We start from the raw sequence: 19,602 nt of genomic DNA, 5'->3' as shown, positions 1-19,602 counted from the left end.
CAAAACATTTTTAGTCTGCATATAGAGAGTTGCGCTTAACAAAATAGTGCGCGCAGTAACAAAAAAAATACGATAGAAAGCGCCGCTCCAGCAGGAACTGTAATAAACCACGAAAGCACAATATCTTTAATGATCCGCAAATTAATGGCTCGTAAACCTCTTGCGAACCCAATCCCCAATACCGATCCTACAACAACATGCGTAGTAGATATAGGGAATCCTAAGGAGGAAGCGGCCGCTATAGTGATAGCGGAACTCATTCCTACGGAAAAGCCTCGTGATGGAGTCAATTCTGTAATTTTTTTCCCGATAGTATCAATCACACGCCAGCCCCATGTTGCTAATCCGCAAACTAAACCTAGTCCTCCCAAAGACATAAACACTAAGAGAACTTTTGAAGAATAACTTTGGGGATAGAGTGTCCGGTAAATACCTGCAACAGGAGCGACCGCATTAGCAACATCATTGGATCCATGCGCAAAAGACATAAAGCATGCAATGATCATCTGTAAGTAAGCAAAAATGCGTTCAACTATAAGATACTTACGCCCATAATCGGTGCTTTTGGATAACAACCGATCTAATAATGTTCCAGGAAGAACTTCCTGAGGAAGAATCGCAAGTTTAAAGAAGCGTATTCCCCATATCGTGAAGAAAAAAGCAAAAAGAGATAAACCGCAAACAATACGCAACGCTGGAGAAAAGGAAATAACGGGAGCAACTGCACCACTCAGGATAAGGACTAGTCCTAATGCAAAAATAATGATCGCCGATAAAAATGGCGCGATACGCACCATAGCAGAGACGGGATCCTTTTTATATAGGATAGCTTTCCGAATAAAAGAGAAGATGAGGAAAGCAAAGTATCCTCCAATAATGGGAGATGCTAACCAGCTGACAAACACTCGGCCACAAGAATTCCAGTAGATAACCGCATCCTCTTTAAGGATGATACCGAAGCCCAACACTGCGCCTACAATAGCATGCGTTGTCGACACTGGCCATCCACAGAAAGAAGCGATCTGCAACCACACGCCAGTGGCAAGAAGCGCTGCAGTCATCCCAAAGACATAGTCTTGGGATGACAACACATGACCGGAAGGAGCTACCAGCCCACTTTCTATGGTGCCGATAACTCGATCTCCTAACAATACTGCTCCAAGAAATTCAAAGACGGCTGCAATAAGAACGGCTTGCTTTAGAGTTAGCGCACCGGCTCCTACACTTGGTCCCACAGCATTCGCTACATCATTAGCGCCTATGTTCCAAGCTGTGTAGAATCCGCCTACAACTACACAAACCAGCAGCAACCACATGCCTATTTCTCTTCTAGCGTCATACTCACTCGATAAGCTAGTTTCTCGGAATTATTAGATATCCCCGATATCCCCTTAATAATCTGCATCCAGAGAACAAATCCTTTTGTCCCTATAGCAAAATCGTCAGAGAAGAATACCTTCATTAATTCCCTCTGCAATAAATCGCACTCATGTTCAAGGTTAGATACTTCACTCACTAAAACACGAGTTTTGTCTGCCCGATTTCCACTGAAAGAAGATTCCAAAAGGCGATCCATCTCTCGTATAGTTTTCGCAACAGCTTCGAAAGATTGCACAGTCTTTTGCAGAAACTCGAAGAACAACTCCTCAAATTCTGGATAAAACTGCAGCTCTTTCACTGTCAACAAAATTGCGATATCCTCAGCACAATCTGCTAAGGAATCTTGTATCGAAATGATCTCCAACAGCGCTGCGCGCGATACAGGAAGAAATACCCCCGAAGCCAAGTGTCTTCTTACATCGTTTTTCACACCATCAGCTTGCCGTTCTTTTGAAGAAACGAGCTGAGCCAACACCCCAACCCTTTCATAATCGCTTTCTTTAAGAGCGCTGAAAAGTGGGAAAAGAACATTGATAGTCGAAGAAACTAATTCTAAATGTGCTTGTAATGGAGCAAAAGGAGATTGACCGAATAAACTTGCTAGGACTTGCATATAAGCCTTTCTTAAAGGTCTTTGAGAAAAATGCTCCCAAAATATACCTCCTTCATATATATATTTGCAATCTAGAATGTACTAAGAACCAAAACTTTTTGTTTTTTTCTAAGATTTTTCACGCTCGAGGTCCCCTTCAAATAGTAGGAGATACATAGCTATGTGTGCTCAGCCGCTTCTGCAAGTTAAAAATCTTTCTGTATCTCTAAATAGAAATCGTGTATCATTTCTAGCTGTGGACTCTTTGTCCTTTGATGTTTTCCCAGGCCAAACTCTGGCTATTATTGGGGAGTCAGGGTCAGGGAAATCCATTACAGCACAATCTCTTATGCAGCTTCTCCCGGAAGAGAACTTTTCTCTTTCAGGAGAAGCTCTTTTTAATAAAGAGAATCTCCTCGATCGTAAGAATACAAATGCGAAAGTCCTGTTTGGATCAAAAATCTCTATGATTTTTCAGAATCCTCTTGCTTCCTTTGATCCTGTTTTTACTATTGAACAACAATTCCATGAAGTCATTCGCACACACTTAGGAATCTCGAATAAAATGGCTCATGAGCAAATGTTAGCTGTATTGCGAGAAACAGGATTCCAAGATTCTGAGCGTTGCATTAAATTGTATCCTCACGAGTTATCTGGAGGAATGCTTCAGCGCATGGCTATCGCTATGACCTTGCTGACCTCTCCAGACTTATTAATAGCAGACGAACCCACAACGGCTTTAGATGTTTCTGTGCAGTATCAAATTCTACAACTGCTTAAAACATTACAAAAAAAAACTGGGATGAGTCTTTTAATCATTACTCATGACATGGGAGTCGTTGCCGAAATGGCTGACGATGTCTTTGTTTTGTACGCAGGCCGTATGGCAGAATATTCTTCTGTCCAAGAGATCTTTCATTCTCCTGCCCATCCTTATACAGAAGATCTCTTAGCTTCTCGTCCTTCACAATATAGACAGCAGACCTTTGTTCCTATTGCAGGACAGCCTCCTCATTACACAAGCCTTCCTAAGGGCTGTTGCTATTCTCCTCGTTGCCGTAAAGCTCAGCCTATTTGCTTTGAAAAATCCCCGGACTCCCTATCTTTAAATGATCATCATCGTGTGAGGTGCTGGTTACATGAATAATCCTCTTCTCCTTCAAGCAAGCCGCTTGACTAAACATTATTACAAGCGATCTTTCTGGTTTCAGAAGAAAAAAGTGGCGACTACGCCTTTAAATCAGGTGTCCTTTAGCCTTCCTAGACATAAAATTATTGGGCTCATAGGAGAATCGGGATCCGGAAAAACTACGTTAGCTCTAGGGCTTGCAGGGCTCATTCCATTAACTTCTGGCCACCTAATACTCAATGACAAGGCCATCCCTCTACATAATAAAAAAGGAAGGCAATATCTTAGTTCTCAGGTGCGGATGGTGTTTCAGAATCCCCGCTCATCCTTAAATCCGCGTAAAACCATTTTCGACACGGTAAGTCATTCCCTACTCTATCATCGTTTAGTTTCTAAAGAAGAACTTGGTGCTACAGTAGAAAAAGCTTTATCTCTGGTGGGGCTCTCTACAGATTACCTTTATTCTTACCCACACCAGTTATCCGGGGGACAGCTACAACGCATCTCTATTGCTAGAGCTTTGTTAGGAGCCCCACAACTGATTATCTGTGATGAAATTGTCTCTGCTTTAGATCTATCTATGCAAGCACAGATTCTGAACATGCTAACTTCGTTACAGCAACAAGCGCGACTCACCTACTTATTTATTTCCCATGATCTTGCTGTCGTCCGCTCATTTTGTTCGGAACTCATTATCATGTATAAAGGGCAAATCGTAGAAACTGGAGCTACAGAAGAAATCTTTTGTAATCCGCAGCATTCCTACACACGAATGCTGCTCCATTCACAATTACCTGAATTTCCCGAGGACCGCCGAGACGTGCAGGTTCCTTTAAGTTAAGATAGCTTCAGAAGAAGATGTTGTTAAAGCTTTTTCCAAAGCTTCTAACGCTTCCTCTCCTTCTACAAAAAATGATACGCATATGCGTCTTCCCTGAGGCTTTACCGTTACAGGATAGCCAAAGGTTGTTGCTAACCGTTCTTGACAAAACCCTAGTCGAGAAGAAGGTTGTGAAGAACTGGCTTCTTTCAAAGAAGCTCCTTTACCTTTCACTAGACGTTTAGCCTCCATCTCTGCCTCGCGTACTGCTAACTTGCAGGAGATAATTTTCTGACTCAGAATCTGTCTAAGATTTTCATCTTCCAACGATAAGATGACTTTGGCATGCCCTAAAGAGATCTCTCCAGAGTTCATTTTTTCTTGGACCTCTTGAGGAAGAGAGAATAAACGTAGATAATTAGCTACTGTCGAACGCTTCTTCCCAACTTTTTTAGCAACCTTATCTTGAGTAAGACCAAAAACAACAATCAAACGTCGAAAAGCTTCCGCCATTTCTAAAGGGTTTAGGTTTACCCTTTGGATATTTTCTATTAAAGTCGCCTCTGCTGCCATATCATCAGCTAGCACCTGCTTCAAAACAACAGGGACCGTTTTATATCCTGCTAATTGCAAGGCGCGCCAGCGACGCTCACCTGCTATTAACTCATAATACAGGACCTTATCCCCATTACGGATCTCCCTAACTACAGGAGGATGAATCAGTCCTACCGTCTTGATAGAAAGAACTAATTCTTTTAAATCTTCCTCAAGAAATGTACGTCGAGGTTGAAAAGGGCTGACCCGGATGTCCTCTATATTCACTTCTAAAAGTGTATCTTCGCTAGGTAATCTACTCACAATATTTTCCTAATTCTCAGCCCAATTCGTTGTATTCTACAGACCGTCCCCAGAATACAAAAACTCAAGATACAAAATCTTATAATGCAAATCAAGAGATGCCCACTCCGCATCTCTCTTGACAACAGAAGCGTATTACGAACGATATGCTCGTAAAATATCTTTCAAAGCTTCTACGAAAAGAAGAATATCTTGCTGCTCATTATAGATTCCCAAAGAAGCTCGCAGAACATGTCCTAAATCCCAACGCACCATAGCTGGCTGTGAACACTGATGCCCAGAACGTACAGAAATCCCTCTCCCGTCTAACAAAAAACCTAAATCCGAAGCTTGCACACCAGGAATACTGATACTACACAGAGAACCTCGTGCAGCTCCCTGTTTAGGGCCAATGATCTGAATACCTGGAACTGTAAGTAGCTGCTCGTATAAGAAATGAGTAAGCTCTGTTAAACGATCTGTTATCGAAAAAGGAAGAGCCTGCAAATAATCAATCGCCGCACCTAATCCTAATACTCCTGCAATATGCGGAGTCCCCGCCTCAAAACGCAACGGAGGTTCTTGATACGACAGCTCTTCAAAATCATATACGATCACCATATCGCCTCCTCCTTCAACAGGAGGAAGCGATTCCAAAAGTTCTTTTTTGCCGTATAGAACACCAATTCCAGTAGGAGCATACAGCTTATGACCAGAAAAGGCATAGAAATCTACGCCCCATTCAGAAAGATTAAGAGGCCCTTTCCCAACTCCTTGAGCTCCGTCTACAGCAAATAAAGCCTCGTAACGGTGCACTAAATGAGCAATTTCCGGCAAAGGAAGAACTGCCCCCGATACATTACTCACATGAGCTAAGCTTACCAGCTGTACGCCTTGTTTTAATAGTTGCTCGAGATGGCTACAATCTACCATCCCTTCATCATCCACACGCACTTTTTTTATGGTAGCTCCGGAACGTTGACAAGCGAGTTCCCATGATACGAGATTAGCATGGTGCTCCGCTTCAGAAATCACAACCGTCCCTCCAGCTAACCAACTATCGTTAGCTGCAATAGCGAGTAAGTTCAATGAAGATGTAGTTCCCCTGGTAAAAATGATTTCTTGGTCATATTGCGCTCCGATCCATGAACCTACTTTTGAACGCACTTGCCAATGTGCAAAGGTGATATCATGAGACGCCGTGTAAAGAGCTCGGTTCACAGTCGCATATGAAGAGCTATAGTAATCCACTATAGAGTCAATCACACACTGAGGCTTATGTGTCGTAGCTGCAGAATCCAAATAAACATAAGGATCCCCCTGATTCTTAAAAATAGGGAAGTCTTTTTTCACATTATACATGGTAAAGATCCTGTTTCTGCAGTTTTGGAAAATACGGTTTCTCTATATCTAATGTCAAAAAGCTCTTTTGTAGAGCCTGTTTGGCTTCTATTAAACTAAATCCTCGAGATCGAAGATAGGTCAAAAGGTGCGCATTTAAAGAGCCCACAGTGGCTCCATGCGAAGCTTTAACATCGTCAGTGAGAATCTCCAACCGAGGAAATGTGGATGCAGAAGCTCGATTACTTAATAAGAGGGTATCGTGCTTCTGATAAGCATTAGATAGCGTCCCGCGAGGACTAATATAGATGCCTCCCTCAAAGGAGAAGCTCCCCTCTTCTAAGATGGAGCGAATATTTTGACGCGAAGTAGTCTCTCGGTCATCATGATGCATCGTGTTATGCACACCTAGAAAATCTCCACCTAATACCTTAACTAGAGATTCTCCATGAGCAGTTTCTCCTTTCAAGAAAAAGCTATTCCGGAACCAGCCTTTCCCCATTGAACGCATGTCTTGGATCAATGCGCAAGCCCCCCTCCGTTCGACTTCTACATGATGAGCCCATATGATTCTTTCTGTCCCTTTAGGAAGCGGCTTCATGGTCAAAACAAGCTCTGCTTCCTCGCCTAGGAAACAGAGCGTTTTTCCCAAAAGATATACGTTATCCGGTAGGGCAGACATTCCCATTTCAATCGAAATGGCAGCTCCCTTCCCTAAAACAAAAACTATATAGGGGGCGCTCACCGTCTTCTTATTTTCTTCCTCGCTACAGACGTAGTGATGCTGTACAAATAAAGGTGTTTGCAGTTCTGTACCTTCAGGAATATAGATAACTGTCCCTTCTTCTCCACGAAGTAAAGAATGCAACTCTTCTACAACATCGTCCTCATCGCGCTTCTGAAAAAAAGCGCGTGCTTCGCGTAAAGGGGCCACGATGATTTCTGCAGGCAATACAGATAAAGAAGGCGCAAAACATCCATTTACAAATACACAAGTTGCGGCTCTCTCTTCAGAAGAAATGGCTCCTATCTCACATCCTCCTACACAATAGATCCAAGAATCTTCTTGTGTCATTTCCTTCAACCAGGAGCAAGCTTCTCGAAATACGTGATCGCGTTGATACTGACGCCATACAGAGCGTGTAACGTCTGCCAGTAGTGTATCGGGATGAATCTGTCTCTGCTGATGAGTCCCCCACATAGTTTACTCCTGGGTAACGACATCTAATAATTCTTGATAACTCTTCCTTTCTAGCTCTTCCATAAGATGCATGTCTCCGGAAAAGACAACGCGTCCATTCAAAAGAATATGTACATGGTCTGGCTGCAGGAGATCACCTAACCTAGGATTATGCGTTACGATACAAAAAGCGGTCTCAGGATGCTGTTGACGATAGCGTTGTAAAACAGAACAAATCCCTTTCAAAGCATCGACATCAAGACCTGAATCGGGTTCATCCAGAACCACCATCTTAGGTTCCAAAGCCAACATCTGCCAAAGTTCATTTTTCTTTTTCTCTCCTCCGGAGAATCCTTCATTCACATTCCTATTAGAAAAAAAATGAAATCCCGGGAATCCATATACCTCTTCTAGATCCGTAAGCAGCTCTTCAAAAGCAGCATCATCTAAAACTGCTTGATTGCGTGCCTTTCGGCAGGCATTACAAGCTTCTTTTAAGAAAATACGGTTGTTCACCCCAGGAATTTCCAGAGGATGTTGAAAACTAATAAACATCCCTGCATGAGCTCTCTCTTCTGGAGACAGCTCCAGTAAATCCTGCCCAGCCAACGTCATTGTCCCAGAAGACACCTCAACACTCTCATCTCCAGATAGCACCTTAGCTAAAGTGGATTTCCCTGCGCCGTTTGGCCCCATAATAATATGTAGCTCGCCAGGATGAATGGATAAAGATAGCCCTTCTAAGATCTTTTTTTCTTCACAACATACATGTACATCACATAGATGAAGCATTTCTAGCCTACACTATTTTCTAACTTAATCATTAATAACTTGGTTGCTTCCCGAGCAAACTCTAGAGGTAATAGCTCTATAACCTCCCTACAGAAACCATGTACCACTAAACTAACCGCTTCTTCCGTATTGAATCCTCGACTACGAAGATAAAACAACTGATCTTCTCGTAATTTAGAAGTTGCAGCTTCATGTTCCACGCAACTCTTTCCATTGTTTACAACAATTTGTGGATCCGTATAAGCCCCGCAGTGCTCTCCAACAAGCATAGAGTCGCACTGCGTGTAATTACAACTTCCCACTGCCTGAGAAGAAATTGAAACCAAACTACGGAAAGTATTGTGAGATTCTTCTGCAGAAATTCCCTTAGAAACAATGGTTGATGAAGAGCCTTTCCCAATATGTAACATTTTTGTTCCTGTATCCGCCTGCATCTTCCCATTAGTTAGTGCTATAGAATAGAACTCCCCTACGCTGTTCTCTCCCTTTAGAATACAGCTCGGATATTTCCAAGTAATCGCAGCACCGACTTCCACCTGAGACCAGGAAATTTTAGAATGCTCTCCTGCACATAATCCCCGTTTGGTAACAAAATTATAAATGCCTCCCTTCCCCGTCTTACGATCTCCAGGATACCAATTTTGTACGGTTGAGTAGCGGATAACCGAACGGTTATGTGCTACCAGCTCAACAACAGCGGCATGCAGTTGATGCGAAGAGAAAGAAGGTGCTGTACATCCTTCTAAATAACTGACATAGGAGTCATCTTCCGCAATGATAAGCGTCCGCTCAAATTGCCCGGACTCTTTATCATTGATTCTAAAATATGTAGATATCTCCATCGGACAGCAAACTCCCTTAGGGATATACACGAACGACCCGTCACTAAACACTGCAGAATTTAATGCCGCGAAGAAATTATCCCGAGCTGGCACTACGGATCCTAAATAGCGCTTCACTAAATCAGGATAATTGTGGATTGCCTCCCGAAATGAACAGAAAATGACTCCAGCATCTTCCAAAGTTTTTTTGAAAGTCGTCCCTATGGAAACGGAATCAAACACTAAATCCATAGCAACATCCTGCACATTGAGAAGTCTTTTTTGCTCATCAATAGGGATGCCTAATTTTTTAAATGTCTCTAAAATTTCTGGATCTGCGTCTTCTAATTTCCCTAGGGGTTTCTTTGTTTTAGGGGCCGAAAAATAGACGATGTCATCATAGGCGATAGGTGGATAGCGCAGGCGAGCCCATGTAGGTTCTTCCATCTTTTGCCAAAAACGAAACGCTTTTAACCGGAAATCTAATAAAAATTTAGGCTCGCCGCGTAAATGAACCAATTGCTCTATATGTTCTTCACTAATACCTGGCGCTAACCCTTCCGACTGTATCGGAGTAACAAATCCATAGGGATATTCCTGCTGCTGCAGAAATTTATCTACCGGTGCGTCCATGATCCTCCTCTTTCATCAGGATGCCACTCTATTTGGAGTGGAGCTCGTGAGAAAAGAGCCTATTATCTCCTCTGTCTCAAAAAAGGCAAAACAAATCCTGAACTGCAATTCGAGATATTTTTTTCGAACACCTTCTTGAAAAAAAAAGAAAGACAGCCTAGGGAAAGAGGATGTCTCTCCCTAGACCCAAGGAAAGGACTGTCAAACAGCCCTTAAGAAAAAAACTTGTTGGCTACGGATCGTAAAAAAAATGGAATTTTTCTACAACACAAACAAATAAAAAATCAAAAAATCGCTAGACAGTCAGAGAGAGTATTGCTAAGCAAAAAAGGGTTCGCTTATTCAAAATAATGTCTCCTTTTTACCCAGAAAAACCGAGCTGCTTACGGTTTTTTGTAACAAAGGAGCAAACACAGATTCTTTAGCAACCAAAAAAGAAAGTTCCTTTTCTGCTTTTTCCGACTCGCCTTGCATATGATGTAAATATCCCAATAAATAGTGCGAACGTTCGTGATCTAAATTGATCCCTAGAGCTCGATAAAATGCATCATATGCCTGCTCATTTTGCTTAAGATCCATATGAGCTAATCCTATATAAAAATGCGCATCCGCATCTTCTGCATTTAACAGCAAAGATTCTTGAAACGCTTTCAATGCTAATCGCGTTTTATCTAGCGTTAAATAACATAACCCAAGATTGTAATGCCCATCTGACAAATCAGGACGCAACTGCACAACACGCTCATATGCTTCCGTTGCACGATCCCAAATCTTATTTCTAGAAAGTAAATAACCTAATTTAACCCAAGCTTTCCAATATAGAGGGTTTCTTTTCACCGTAGATTCTAATAAATCAATGGCGCCTTCCTCATCCTCCATATCTGATAAAACGACTGCTTTATTGTATAGACCTTGAGGATTCCATGGATCCAACTGCGTAATGCGATCAAAACAAGCAATCGCTTCTTCATAACGCAATAAACGATGATATGCACTCCCTAAACTAAATAAACATTCTATATCTTCAGGATGTAACTCTGTATACACTTGATAATGCCCGATCGCTTCTTCTAAGCGATCGGCTTTATCTAAAGCCACGCCATAACAATAACGTAAATAGCTGTCTCCAGGCTCAGCTTCTAACCCTTGCTTACACCAAACCAAAGCCTCAGCTGTACGTCCTGTTTCTAACGCAATAATCCCCAGATAACAATAGGCTAGCCCAGCTTCCGAGTCTAACTCTAAGGACTCTTTCAATCTCTCTTCTGCTTGCTCGTACTCACCACTCAAAAATAAATTAATGCCTGAACACAAAAACTCTTTCGCTAAATGCTTTTCCGCCTCTTCCATAGTCGTTCCCTGTCAAAGTAATACCTTACCTTTTACAGGAGCAAAAACCGTGCCAATCACGAATTAGCTGAAAGATTTTTTACGAATCTCTTCCCATTTCTCTATTATACGCACTGCCATAGGCGCAGCATCCCTTCCAAACTCTCCTAGCCGTAAGTACACAACAACAACAATATCCGGATGAGATAACGCTTCATCTTCATATCCTACCGCAGCGAACCACACGTCTTTCAATTTCATGCGTCCTCGCTCACGATCTAACCCTACTCGCGCAATCACTTCTGCTGTGCTCGTTTTGCCAATAATACGAGCCAATCGTTCAGGAGCAAACCGTTGACGCATGAACCGCGTCGTCCCGTATTGACCCCAAATCACGTTATGCATACCTCTCTTAAATAGATCGACGATCGAATCTGGCAAGAAAATTTCTCTTTTCTTCTTAGCTTGTTCTGGAGAAAAACTTCCTTGATACCACTCACCTTGTATCAAACTCGGCTGATAAACAATCCCTCCATTAACTAACGTCGCCATCATCACTGCGGTTTGTAAAGGAGTCACCACTAATGTATGTTGCCCAATAGCAGTCGCATATAACCCCGAACGGTTATATGCGACATCGATAGGCACTCTTCCAGCATATTCTCCAGGAAGTCCTATCCCTGTTTTTTCTCCAAAACCGAAGAGTTTAGCTGCCTCGCATAAATCTTCAGGATCAGAAAGATATTCACTAACGAGAAGAGAAAAATAGGGATTGCTAGACATCTCCAAAGCTGCGATCAGATCGATATATCCTCTCCCAGAATAATCATTCCCAGGCAGAATCCCTCCTTTAAAGAAAGAAGCAATAGGAGAGCCGTCTTTAAAAAATCCAACATGAGGCTTCCCAGAACGCAGCCCCAGAGATTGCTTATCTACGATCACCAATAACTTAGATAAATCTTCTTGGTCAGAAAGATGCTGCACAAGAACGGAATAAGCAGATACTAACTTAAAAATAGACCCTAAAGTCGCTGCTTGACCGAAAGCATGAGCAGATAGATGCCCATAACCATACAATGGGTAAAAAGAAGCGATCAGATCCTGCTCTATTTGCTCTATGTTCCGCGTCAGTGTTAGTGGATATTGTCCATATAGAGGACGCTTAAGCTCAGAAAACTCTCGAAAAGCTGCAAACAGTTCGCATAAATCATAAGAGGTCTGCGACAAATGCTTATGTAAAAAATCGTAATGCTCTCGCCATTCTAAAGCAGGGTAAGCGCCAGAACGTAGTTCTTGGCGCCAACAAGCAATCTCCTGATAATAGGGATTACCAAGAGGAGGCTCTATCTCTGACAATAAAAAAGTAATAAAAGAATCCATATGCTCTCGGCAAAAAAGAGCATATTGCCGAGACCGCTCTTCTACTAAATAATCCACATAAGGGGTTGGGTATTGTTGTTTCCTCTCCAACTCCTCATCGCGTTTCTGCTTAATAAACTGTGTGAAATGCTCTTCACGCCAAGCGGTAAAATCATGATCGATAAATGCATTCTCCATCAGTTTAGCAAATGATTTCCGCAAAGCAATGAAATGCCCTTGATAATTTACAAAATCCAAGACAGACATATGGCCAATTTCTGCTAATAAAGAGATAGAGATTTTTTCTGGATCTACTGCCGTACGCAATAGATCCAGAAATAGAATTTTATCGTAGTTGGCAGATAGATCTGCAAAAATAGAGCCAAGACGCTCGCGAAAAGCTTGTACCTCTTCTTCTCTTTCAGCAAGGATAGCTTTAAACTGTTTCTGTCGTTTAAGAGATGTGATCTCTCCGATAATCTCATGCCCATTCTCTTTAGGGAATAGAACATCAAAAACGAGACCACACTCTTTTTCTTCACACTCAAACATTTCCAAAAGCTGCTCGATCGTTCCTTGCAGATAAATAGAAAGCCCAACAGACCCTTTCTCACATAGCATCTGCTTAACTTTAGAAGTGTCTGGCAAAATAAAATCTAAAAAAGCTCGATACGAAAAAGAGAGCTCTTCATCAAAATATTTTCCACTGAGAGGATCCAATCGCTCTCTTCGTAAAGGAACGCGTCTATCAAATACTTCTCCGATGTACTCAAGGTTTTCCAGCCATCGCAATACAGAAGAACGACACTCCTCCTGATTAGGAGAGTCTTTCATATTGATAAAGTCATTATTGTCATAACGTGGTGAAGAGGCCATCGCTAGAATTTGCCCATTCTTAGGATCCATAGCAACAATCGCCCCGCCTTTTATCCAAGGGAAAAAAGGCGGCAAATATTGTTGCTGACGCCACTGTCGATAATCGCAAAACACCTCACCTCGCTCATGTTCTGCAAGGAGCTCATGAGCAAAAGCTTGTAGCTCTGTAGAGATCGTTAACTGGATTTTTCTACCTGGGCTTCCAACAGAAGAACCTTCCATCTCCTGAATAAAATTCCCTCTTCGATCTACCAGCATAGATCGCTTGCCTATCAAACCTCTTAATTTACGATCACAAAAAGCTTCTACACCTAATTTGCCGATCAAGGAGTTTAATCCATAGGCATGCATCTCTAACTCATGCAAAAGCTTGCGTACTTGATCGACGCTCGATATTCCTGCAGGAAATTTAGGATCCTCACCCTCTTCATAAGAACGAATGCATTCTCTGAGATTTCCTAACTCCCTCGTAATTTTTCTATGTTCTTCTGCGCTAATAGGTCCGACATACCCCAACAAATCAGCTACTGTGCGCCCTTCAGGATAGTGTCTGCGAACCGAAGATTCGACATGCAATCCTGGCCAATCCTTCTCCAGCATCTTGAGCCTTAAAAAAGTACGCTCAGATACATTAGCCTGAAGGATGTAAGGTACAGACCCTAATACAGAAGCTTTGGCATGGATCGTATCTTCAACGAAATCCCGGTCCATATGCAGCTCTTGAGCCAAAAAATCTACAAATTTTTTAATGTAATCCTTACGAACAGGAACAAGCCTCTTATTCCCTTGCTCATCTGTATGCCAAACACGCGTCGGAATATCACGTATCGCTCGATAAGAGATCCCCACATTATATTGTAAAACGTTTTCTGCCAGCGTCTTACCAAAACGATCACATACTCCTGCGCGATCACAATGCTCAGGAACACTTCTACGCTGAGGACGGTAAGCTTCTTCCTTCTTTTTCTCGTGCTGCACAACAGCAACATGCCATATACGCAAAGTGATGATAGACAAAGCAATAATAAATCCCACAAGCAGTCTGTTAGCCTTTTCTGGCACAGAAAGTGGGGTGCGTCGTTTTCTTTTCATATATGGTTAGTTTAATCTGTTTTTATTGGGAGCCCGTTTAAAAACACTTTCTTTGTAGTAATAAAAACGATTTCTATCAAAACAAATTCTTAGATTTTCTTACAAAAATCTCCTCTTTTCTTTTAGCCAAACCCCCATCTTCGAGCTATTCCAAACACAAAAATCTTAGGTTTTGGAAATTAACAACTCATAAAAATTGAACTGTTTTATAATTAACTCAAAACCCTCTCATTCTCAACAATCAACATCTTGCCAACATGGCTTTTGCTCTCGGTTTCAGAGCGATTTTTTTCGCAAAAACCAAGAACATAAAAACATAAAAAGATATACAAAAATGGCTCTCTGCTTTATTGCTAAATCAGGAGGCGCTTAAGGGCTTCTTCCTGGGACGAACGTTTTTCTTATCAACTTTACGAGAATAAGAAAATTTTGTTATGGTCTCGAGCATTGAACGACATGTTCTCGATTAAGGCTGCTTTTACTTGCAAGACATTCCTCAGGCCATTAATTGCTACAGGACATCTTGTCTGGCTTTAACTAGGACACAGTGCCGCCAGAAAAAGATAGCGAGCACAAAGAGAGCTAATTATACAATTTAGAGGTAAGAATGAAAAAACTCTTGAAATCGGTATTAGTATTTGCCGCTTTGAGTTCTGCTTCCTCCTTGCAAGCTCTGCCTGTGGGGAATCCTGCTGAACCAAGCCTTATGATCGACGGAATTCTGTGGGAAGGTTTCGGCGGAGATCCTTGCGATCCTTGCACCACTTGGTGTGACGCTATCAGCATGCGTATGGGTTACTATGGTGACTTTGTTTTCGACCGTGTTTTGAAAACAGATGTGAATAAAGAATTTCAGATGGGAGCGGCGCCTACTACCAGCGATGTAGCAGGCTTAGAAAAGGATCCAGTAGCAAATGTTGCTCGCCCAAATCCCGCTTATGGCAAACACATGCAAGATGCTGAAATGTTTACGAACGCTGCTTACATGGCATTAAATATCTGGGATCGTTTTGATGTATTTTGTACATTGGGAGCAACTACCGGTTATTTAAAAGGAAACTCCGCTTCCTTCAACTTAGTTGGATTATTCGGAACAAAAACACAATCTTCTGGCTTTGATACAGCGAATATTGTTCCTAACACTGCTTTGAATCAAGCTGTGGTTGAGCTTTATACAGACACTACCTTTGCTTGGAGCGTAGGTGCTCGTGCAGCTCTCTGGGAATGTGGGTGTGCAACGTTAGGAGCTTCTTTCCAATATGCTCAATCTAAACCTAAAGTAGAAGAGTTGAATGTTCTTTGTAATGCATCCGAATTTACTATTAATAAGCCGAAAGGATATGTTGGGGCGGAATTTCCACTTGATATTACCGCAGGAACAGAAGCTGCGACAGGGACTAAGGATGCCTCTATTGACTACCATGAGTGGCAAGCAAGTTTAGCCCTTTCTTACAGATTAAATATGTTCACTCCTTACATTGGAGTTAAATGGTCTAGAGTAAGTTTTGATGCCGACACGATCCGTATCGCTCAGCCTAAATTGGCTAAACCAGTCTTGGATACCACTACTCTAAACCCGACCATCGCTGGTAAAGGAACTGTGGTCTCTTCCGCAGAAAACGAACTGGCTGATACAATGCAAATCGTTTCCTTGCAGTTGAACAAGATGAAATCTAGAAAATCTTGCGGTATTGCAGTAGGAACAACTGTTGTAGATGCAGATAAATACGCAGTTACAATTGAGACTCGCTTGATCGATGAGAGAGCAGCTCACGTAAATGCACAATTCCGCTTCTAATATTCTAATAATTGTATAATTATATTAGAATCTTTTCTTAGTAAGCTTATCTTTGTTAATAACGCTATCCGTGTTTCTGGGCTCGGCTTCGGTCGGGTCCAGTTTTTTTATAAACTTTTGTTCGATTGACTTCCTTCCTATCTTTTTGCAAGCCAAAATAAAATTTCTCTAAAAGAAGATTGCATAAAAATCCTTACTTCCAGTACTATATCGGTCTACTTGAGCGCGCCCGTAGCTCAATGGTAGAGCTGTAGCCTTCCAAGCTACCGGTGTCAGTTCGATTCTGATCGGGCGCTTTTACTCCCAATATGACTCCCAAGTCTGAAATCTGAGCATCACTCAGATGCCTTGTTAACACATAAAAAGAGGAACAAAGCTTGGAATTTCCCTGCACACTCACTTTAAAAGAACTGTTAGAATCCGGGGCACATTTTGGGCACCAGACAAGTCGCTGGAATCCCCGAATGAAGCCTTTTATTTTTGAAGAAAAAAATGGTCTTTACATCATCGACTTGGCTAAGACTTTGGCCCAGTTGAAAAAGGCTGTTGCTTGCATTCAAACAACTATTGGACAAGAGAAATCTATTTTGTTTGTTGGAACAAAAAAACAAGCAAAACAGATCATTAGAGAAGCTGCGATCGAATGCGGTGAATTCTTTGCTTCGGAGAGATGGTTGGGCGGCATGTTGACCAACATGGCAACCATTAGAAACTCTGTGAAGACATTGAATAGAATTGAATTGGATCTTGAGGCTTCTAATTCTGGTCTTACGAAAAAAGAGCTCGCTTTATTAGCAAAAAGACATCGCAAATTGCTCAACAACCTGGAAGGCGTTCGTCATATGAACTCTCTCCCAGGGCTTCTGATTGTAATTGATCCAGGCTATGAGCGCATTGCTGTTGCGGAAGCTGGGAAACTTGGCATTCCTGTCATGGCTTTAGTGGATACAAACTGCGATCCAACACCTATTAATCATGTTATCCCTTGTAACGATGATTCCATGAAGAGTATCCGTCTAATTGTCAATGTGCTTAAAGATGCTGTTATTGATGCGAAGAAACGTTTAGGCATCGGAATTTTATCTCCGGTGCGTCCTGCAGAAAGACCTGCGGAAGAAGCTGTGGAAGAGTTGCCTCTTCCAACAGGTGAAGCTCAAGATGAAGCTTCTTCTAAAGAAGGTTTTTTACTCTGGGCAGATATTGACAATTGCGAGGCATTGAAATGAGCGACTTCTCTATGGAAACATTGAAAAATTTAAGACAGCAGACAGGTGTAGGCCTGACTAAATGTAAAGAAGCTCTAGAGCATGCTAAGGGCAATTTAGAGGATGCTGTTGTTTATTTACGTAAGCTTGGTCTTGCCTCTGCAGGCAAAAAAGAACACCGAGAAACAAAAGAAGGCGTAATTGCTGCACTCGTTGATGAACGTGGTGCGGCACTTGTTGAAGTCAACGTTGAAACTGATTTTGTTGCTAACAACAGTGTTTTCCGAGCATTCGTTACAGGTTTGTTATCCGATCTTCTTGACCACAAGCTTAGCGATGTTGAAGCTTTGGCTCGCGTAATGTCTTCTCAAGAGCCTTCCTTGTCTGTGGAAGAGCTTAAAGCTGTCACTATGCAAACAGTTGGAGAGAATATCCGCATTAGCCGAGCTCTCTATACACCTGTTAGCTCGGGCCAAAGCGTAGGAATTTACTCTCATGGAAATGGTAAAGCTGTTGCCATGGTTTTCCTTTCTGGATCTGAAAATCAAGAGGCGTTGGCTAAAGACATTGCTATGCATATTGTCGCAAGTCAACCGCAGTTCTTAAGTAAAGACAGCGTTCCTCAAGAGGTTTTGGAAAGAGAACGAGAAGTATTTTCTTCCCAAGTAGCAGGGAAGCTCCAAGAAGTAGTTGAGAAAATTACTCAAGGGAAATTTAAGGCCTTTTTCCAAGAGGCTTGTTTGTTAGAACAAGCCTTTATTAAAGACCCTGAAGTCACAATTCAAGGTCTGATTGATAGAGCTGCAAAAGCTAGTGGCGAGCCACTCAAAGTTGAGCACTTTGTCTTCTGGAAAATGGGCGCATAACCAAATGGCGAGATGATGAAAAAACGAGTGAAACGAGTTTTATTCAAGATCTCTGGAGAGGCTCTTTCTGATGGAGATTCTAGCAATAGAATTAGTGAAGAAAGACTCTCCCGGTTAATTGCGGAATTAAAAGTCGTCCGCAATGCAGATGTTGAGGTTGCGCTGGTAATCGGTGGGGGCAATATCCTCCGCGGCCTCTCACAAAGCCAGAGCCTGCAGATTAATCGGGTTTCGGCTGATCAGATGGGAATGTTAGCGACATTAATTAATGGAATGGCGTTAGCGGATGCTTTGAACACTGAGGATGTGCCCAATTTATTGACATCGACTTTGTCATGCCCACAGTTAGCAGAGTTATATAATCCGCAGAAAGCATCTGACGCCCTAAGCCAGGGTAAAGTTGTTATATGCACCATGGGAGCGGGAGCTCCATATTTAACAACAGACACAGGTGCGGCTTTGCGAGCCTGTGAATTAAAGGTCGATATTTTACTAAAAGCGACTATGCATGTGGATGGGGTGTACGACCAAGATCCTCGTGAATGCGCTGATGCGGTAAGATATGACCACATCTCTTACAGAGACTTTCTCTCCCAAGGATTGGGAGCGATCGATCCGGCTGCCATATCTTTGTGTATGGAAGCAGGAATCCCCATAAAGATGTTTAGCTTTGCTAGACATTCTTTAGAAGAGGCAGTCTTTAATACTGTTGGTACAGTGATATCTTCTGCGGAAGGAGGACAATTATGACACTAGCTTCTGCGGAGAAAGAGATGGCCGGGGTGTTAACGTTTTTTCAGAAAGAGACCCGTGGTTTCAAAACTGGAAAAGCGCACCCAGCGCTGGTAGAAACGGTTACTATTGAGGTATACGGGACAACCATGCGACTGTCAGACATCGCATCGATTAGCGTGTCTGACATGCGGCAACTTTTAATCTCCCCCTATGATGCGGGAACAGTTTCTGCGATTTCTAAAGGGATTTTGGCAGCAAATTTGAACCTGCAACCTATAGTTGAAGGAGCAACGGTTCGAATTAACGTACCGGAGCCTACGGAAGAATACCGACGAGAAGTAATCAAGCAGCTGAAGCGTAAAAGCGAAGAAGCAAAGGTTGCGATTCGTAATATTCGACGTACTTTTAATGATAGGCTGAAAAAGGATGACAGCCTAACAGAGGACGCTGTGAAAAGCTTAGAGAAAAAAATTCAAGAGCTCACAGATAAGTTTTGTAAGCAAATAGAAGAGCTTGCAAAACAAAAAGAAGCAGAGTTAGCTACGGTGTAGTTGTGCTTCTTTGCAACTCACCTATTCTCTAAAAATAAACGCGTTAGAGAACAGAAAAAGTTGCAGAAAAAAAGGGTTTAGTGATAACATTAGACCCGTCCTGGCCCCATCGTCTAGCCTGGCCCAGGACATCGGATTTTCATTCCGGTAACAGGGGTTCGAATCCCCTTGGGGTCATTACAAAAAGAAATGCGGGTCTTTAGCTCAGCGGTTAGAGCATCTCACTTTTAATGAGAGGGTCGAAGGTTCGAATCCTTCAAGACCCA

16 protein-coding genes and 3 tRNA genes are annotated in these 19,602 nt (G+C 42.2%); 10 read left to right on the top strand and 9 right to left on the bottom strand.

Going from position 1 to position 19,602, the window contains the following annotated elements; all coding sequences use genetic code 11:
* Positions 1–35: 35 nt before the first annotated feature.
* Entirely contained in the window at positions 36–1,316 is a 1,281-nt protein-coding gene (locus CTA_RS03760) for an inorganic phosphate transporter (protein WP_011324832.1), read from the bottom strand.
* A 2-nt stretch (positions 1,317–1,318) separates the two neighbouring features.
* Entirely contained in the window at positions 1,319–1,993 is a 675-nt protein-coding gene (locus tag CTA_RS03755) for a TIGR00153 family protein (RefSeq protein ID WP_011324831.1), read from the bottom strand.
* 160 nt (positions 1,994–2,153) lie between these two features.
* Between CTA_RS03755 and CTA_RS03750 the strand changes: the two genes are divergently transcribed.
* Complete coding sequence (locus CTA_RS03750; protein ID WP_011324830.1) at positions 2,154–3,119, top strand: ABC transporter ATP-binding protein; 966 nt, start codon at positions 2,154–2,156, stop codon at positions 3,117–3,119.
* Complete coding sequence (locus CTA_RS03745; protein ID WP_011324829.1) at positions 3,112–3,942, top strand: ABC transporter ATP-binding protein; 831 nt, start codon at positions 3,112–3,114, stop codon at positions 3,940–3,942. The genes CTA_RS03750 and CTA_RS03745 overlap by 8 nt, the downstream gene beginning before the upstream one ends.
* On the opposite strand, the gene CTA_RS03740 is transcribed toward CTA_RS03745, so the two are convergent.
* The 7 genes from CTA_RS03740 to CTA_RS03710 form a co-directional block, all read right to left on the bottom strand.
* The gene (locus CTA_RS03740; protein WP_011324828.1) at positions 3,934–4,779 is read right to left on the bottom strand and encodes a ParB/RepB/Spo0J family partition protein; all 846 of its coding nucleotides are present in this window, start codon (positions 4,777–4,779) and stop codon (positions 3,934–3,936) included. The two genes, CTA_RS03745 and CTA_RS03740, sit on opposite strands and share 9 nt — an antisense overlap.
* A gap of 135 nt (positions 4,780–4,914) precedes the next feature.
* Positions 4,915–6,120, bottom strand: a complete 1,206-nt coding sequence (locus CTA_RS03735; protein ID WP_009872062.1) for a cysteine desulfurase — start codon at positions 6,118–6,120, stop codon at positions 4,915–4,917.
* A complete protein-coding gene (locus CTA_RS03730) occupies positions 6,113–7,300 on the bottom strand; it encodes a SufD family Fe-S cluster assembly protein (protein ID WP_011324827.1) in 1,188 nt (395 codons plus the stop codon). Before CTA_RS03730 ends, CTA_RS03735 begins: the two co-directional genes overlap by 8 nt.
* Before the next feature lie 3 nt (positions 7,301–7,303).
* On the bottom strand, positions 7,304–8,071 hold the full coding sequence (gene sufC / locus CTA_RS03725; RefSeq protein WP_011324826.1) for a Fe-S cluster assembly ATPase SufC: 768 nt from the start codon (positions 8,069–8,071) through the stop codon (positions 7,304–7,306).
* A 2-nt stretch (positions 8,072–8,073) separates the two neighbouring features.
* Positions 8,074–9,525 (bottom strand): Fe-S cluster assembly protein SufB, encoded by a 1,452-nt coding sequence (gene sufB, locus CTA_RS03720; RefSeq protein WP_011324825.1) that lies wholly within the window; start codon positions 9,523–9,525, stop codon positions 8,074–8,076.
* 342 nt (positions 9,526–9,867) lie between these two features.
* A complete protein-coding gene (locus tag CTA_RS03715; RefSeq protein WP_009872056.1) occupies positions 9,868–10,875 on the bottom strand; it encodes a tetratricopeptide repeat protein in 1,008 nt (335 codons plus the stop codon).
* Positions 10,876–10,938: 63 nt separating this feature from the next.
* Positions 10,939–14,181, bottom strand: coding sequence for a penicillin-binding transpeptidase domain-containing protein (locus CTA_RS03710; RefSeq protein WP_011324824.1), 3,243 nt, complete (start codon positions 14,179–14,181; stop codon positions 10,939–10,941).
* 607 nt (positions 14,182–14,788) lie between these two features.
* Here CTA_RS03710 and CTA_RS03705 point away from each other — a divergent pair.
* From CTA_RS03705 to CTA_RS03670, 8 genes are all read left to right on the top strand, one after another.
* Positions 14,789–15,979, top strand: coding sequence for a major outer membrane protein (locus CTA_RS03705; protein ID WP_011324823.1), 1,191 nt, complete (start codon positions 14,789–14,791; stop codon positions 15,977–15,979).
* A 225-nt stretch (positions 15,980–16,204) separates the two neighbouring features.
* Positions 16,205–16,275 (top strand) — tRNA-Gly (locus CTA_RS03700).
* Between the two features lie 81 nt (positions 16,276–16,356).
* A complete protein-coding gene (gene rpsB, locus CTA_RS03695; protein WP_011324822.1) occupies positions 16,357–17,205 on the top strand; it encodes a 30S ribosomal protein S2 in 849 nt (282 codons plus the stop codon).
* A complete protein-coding gene (gene tsf, locus CTA_RS03690; protein ID WP_011324821.1) occupies positions 17,202–18,050 on the top strand; it encodes a translation elongation factor Ts in 849 nt (282 codons plus the stop codon). Before rpsB ends, tsf begins: the two co-directional genes overlap by 4 nt.
* Before the next feature lie 12 nt (positions 18,051–18,062).
* Positions 18,063–18,800, top strand: a complete 738-nt coding sequence (pyrH, locus tag CTA_RS03685; protein WP_011324820.1) for a UMP kinase — start codon at positions 18,063–18,065, stop codon at positions 18,798–18,800.
* Positions 18,797–19,336, top strand: a complete 540-nt coding sequence (frr, locus tag CTA_RS03680; protein WP_011324819.1) for a ribosome recycling factor — start codon at positions 18,797–18,799, stop codon at positions 19,334–19,336. Before pyrH ends, frr begins: the two co-directional genes overlap by 4 nt.
* A 102-nt stretch (positions 19,337–19,438) precedes the next feature.
* A tRNA-Glu gene (locus CTA_RS03675) sits at positions 19,439–19,513 on the top strand.
* Between the two features lie 16 nt (positions 19,514–19,529).
* A tRNA-Lys gene (locus tag CTA_RS03670) sits at positions 19,530–19,602 on the top strand.

The sequence above is a fragment of the Chlamydia trachomatis A/HAR-13 genome (assembly GCF_000012125.1).
In the GTDB taxonomy this organism is placed as follows: domain Bacteria; phylum Chlamydiota; class Chlamydiia; order Chlamydiales; family Chlamydiaceae; genus Chlamydia; species Chlamydia trachomatis.
The sequence above is the reverse complement of the archived record's forward strand: the minus strand, read 5'-3'. Positions and strand labels throughout refer to the sequence as shown.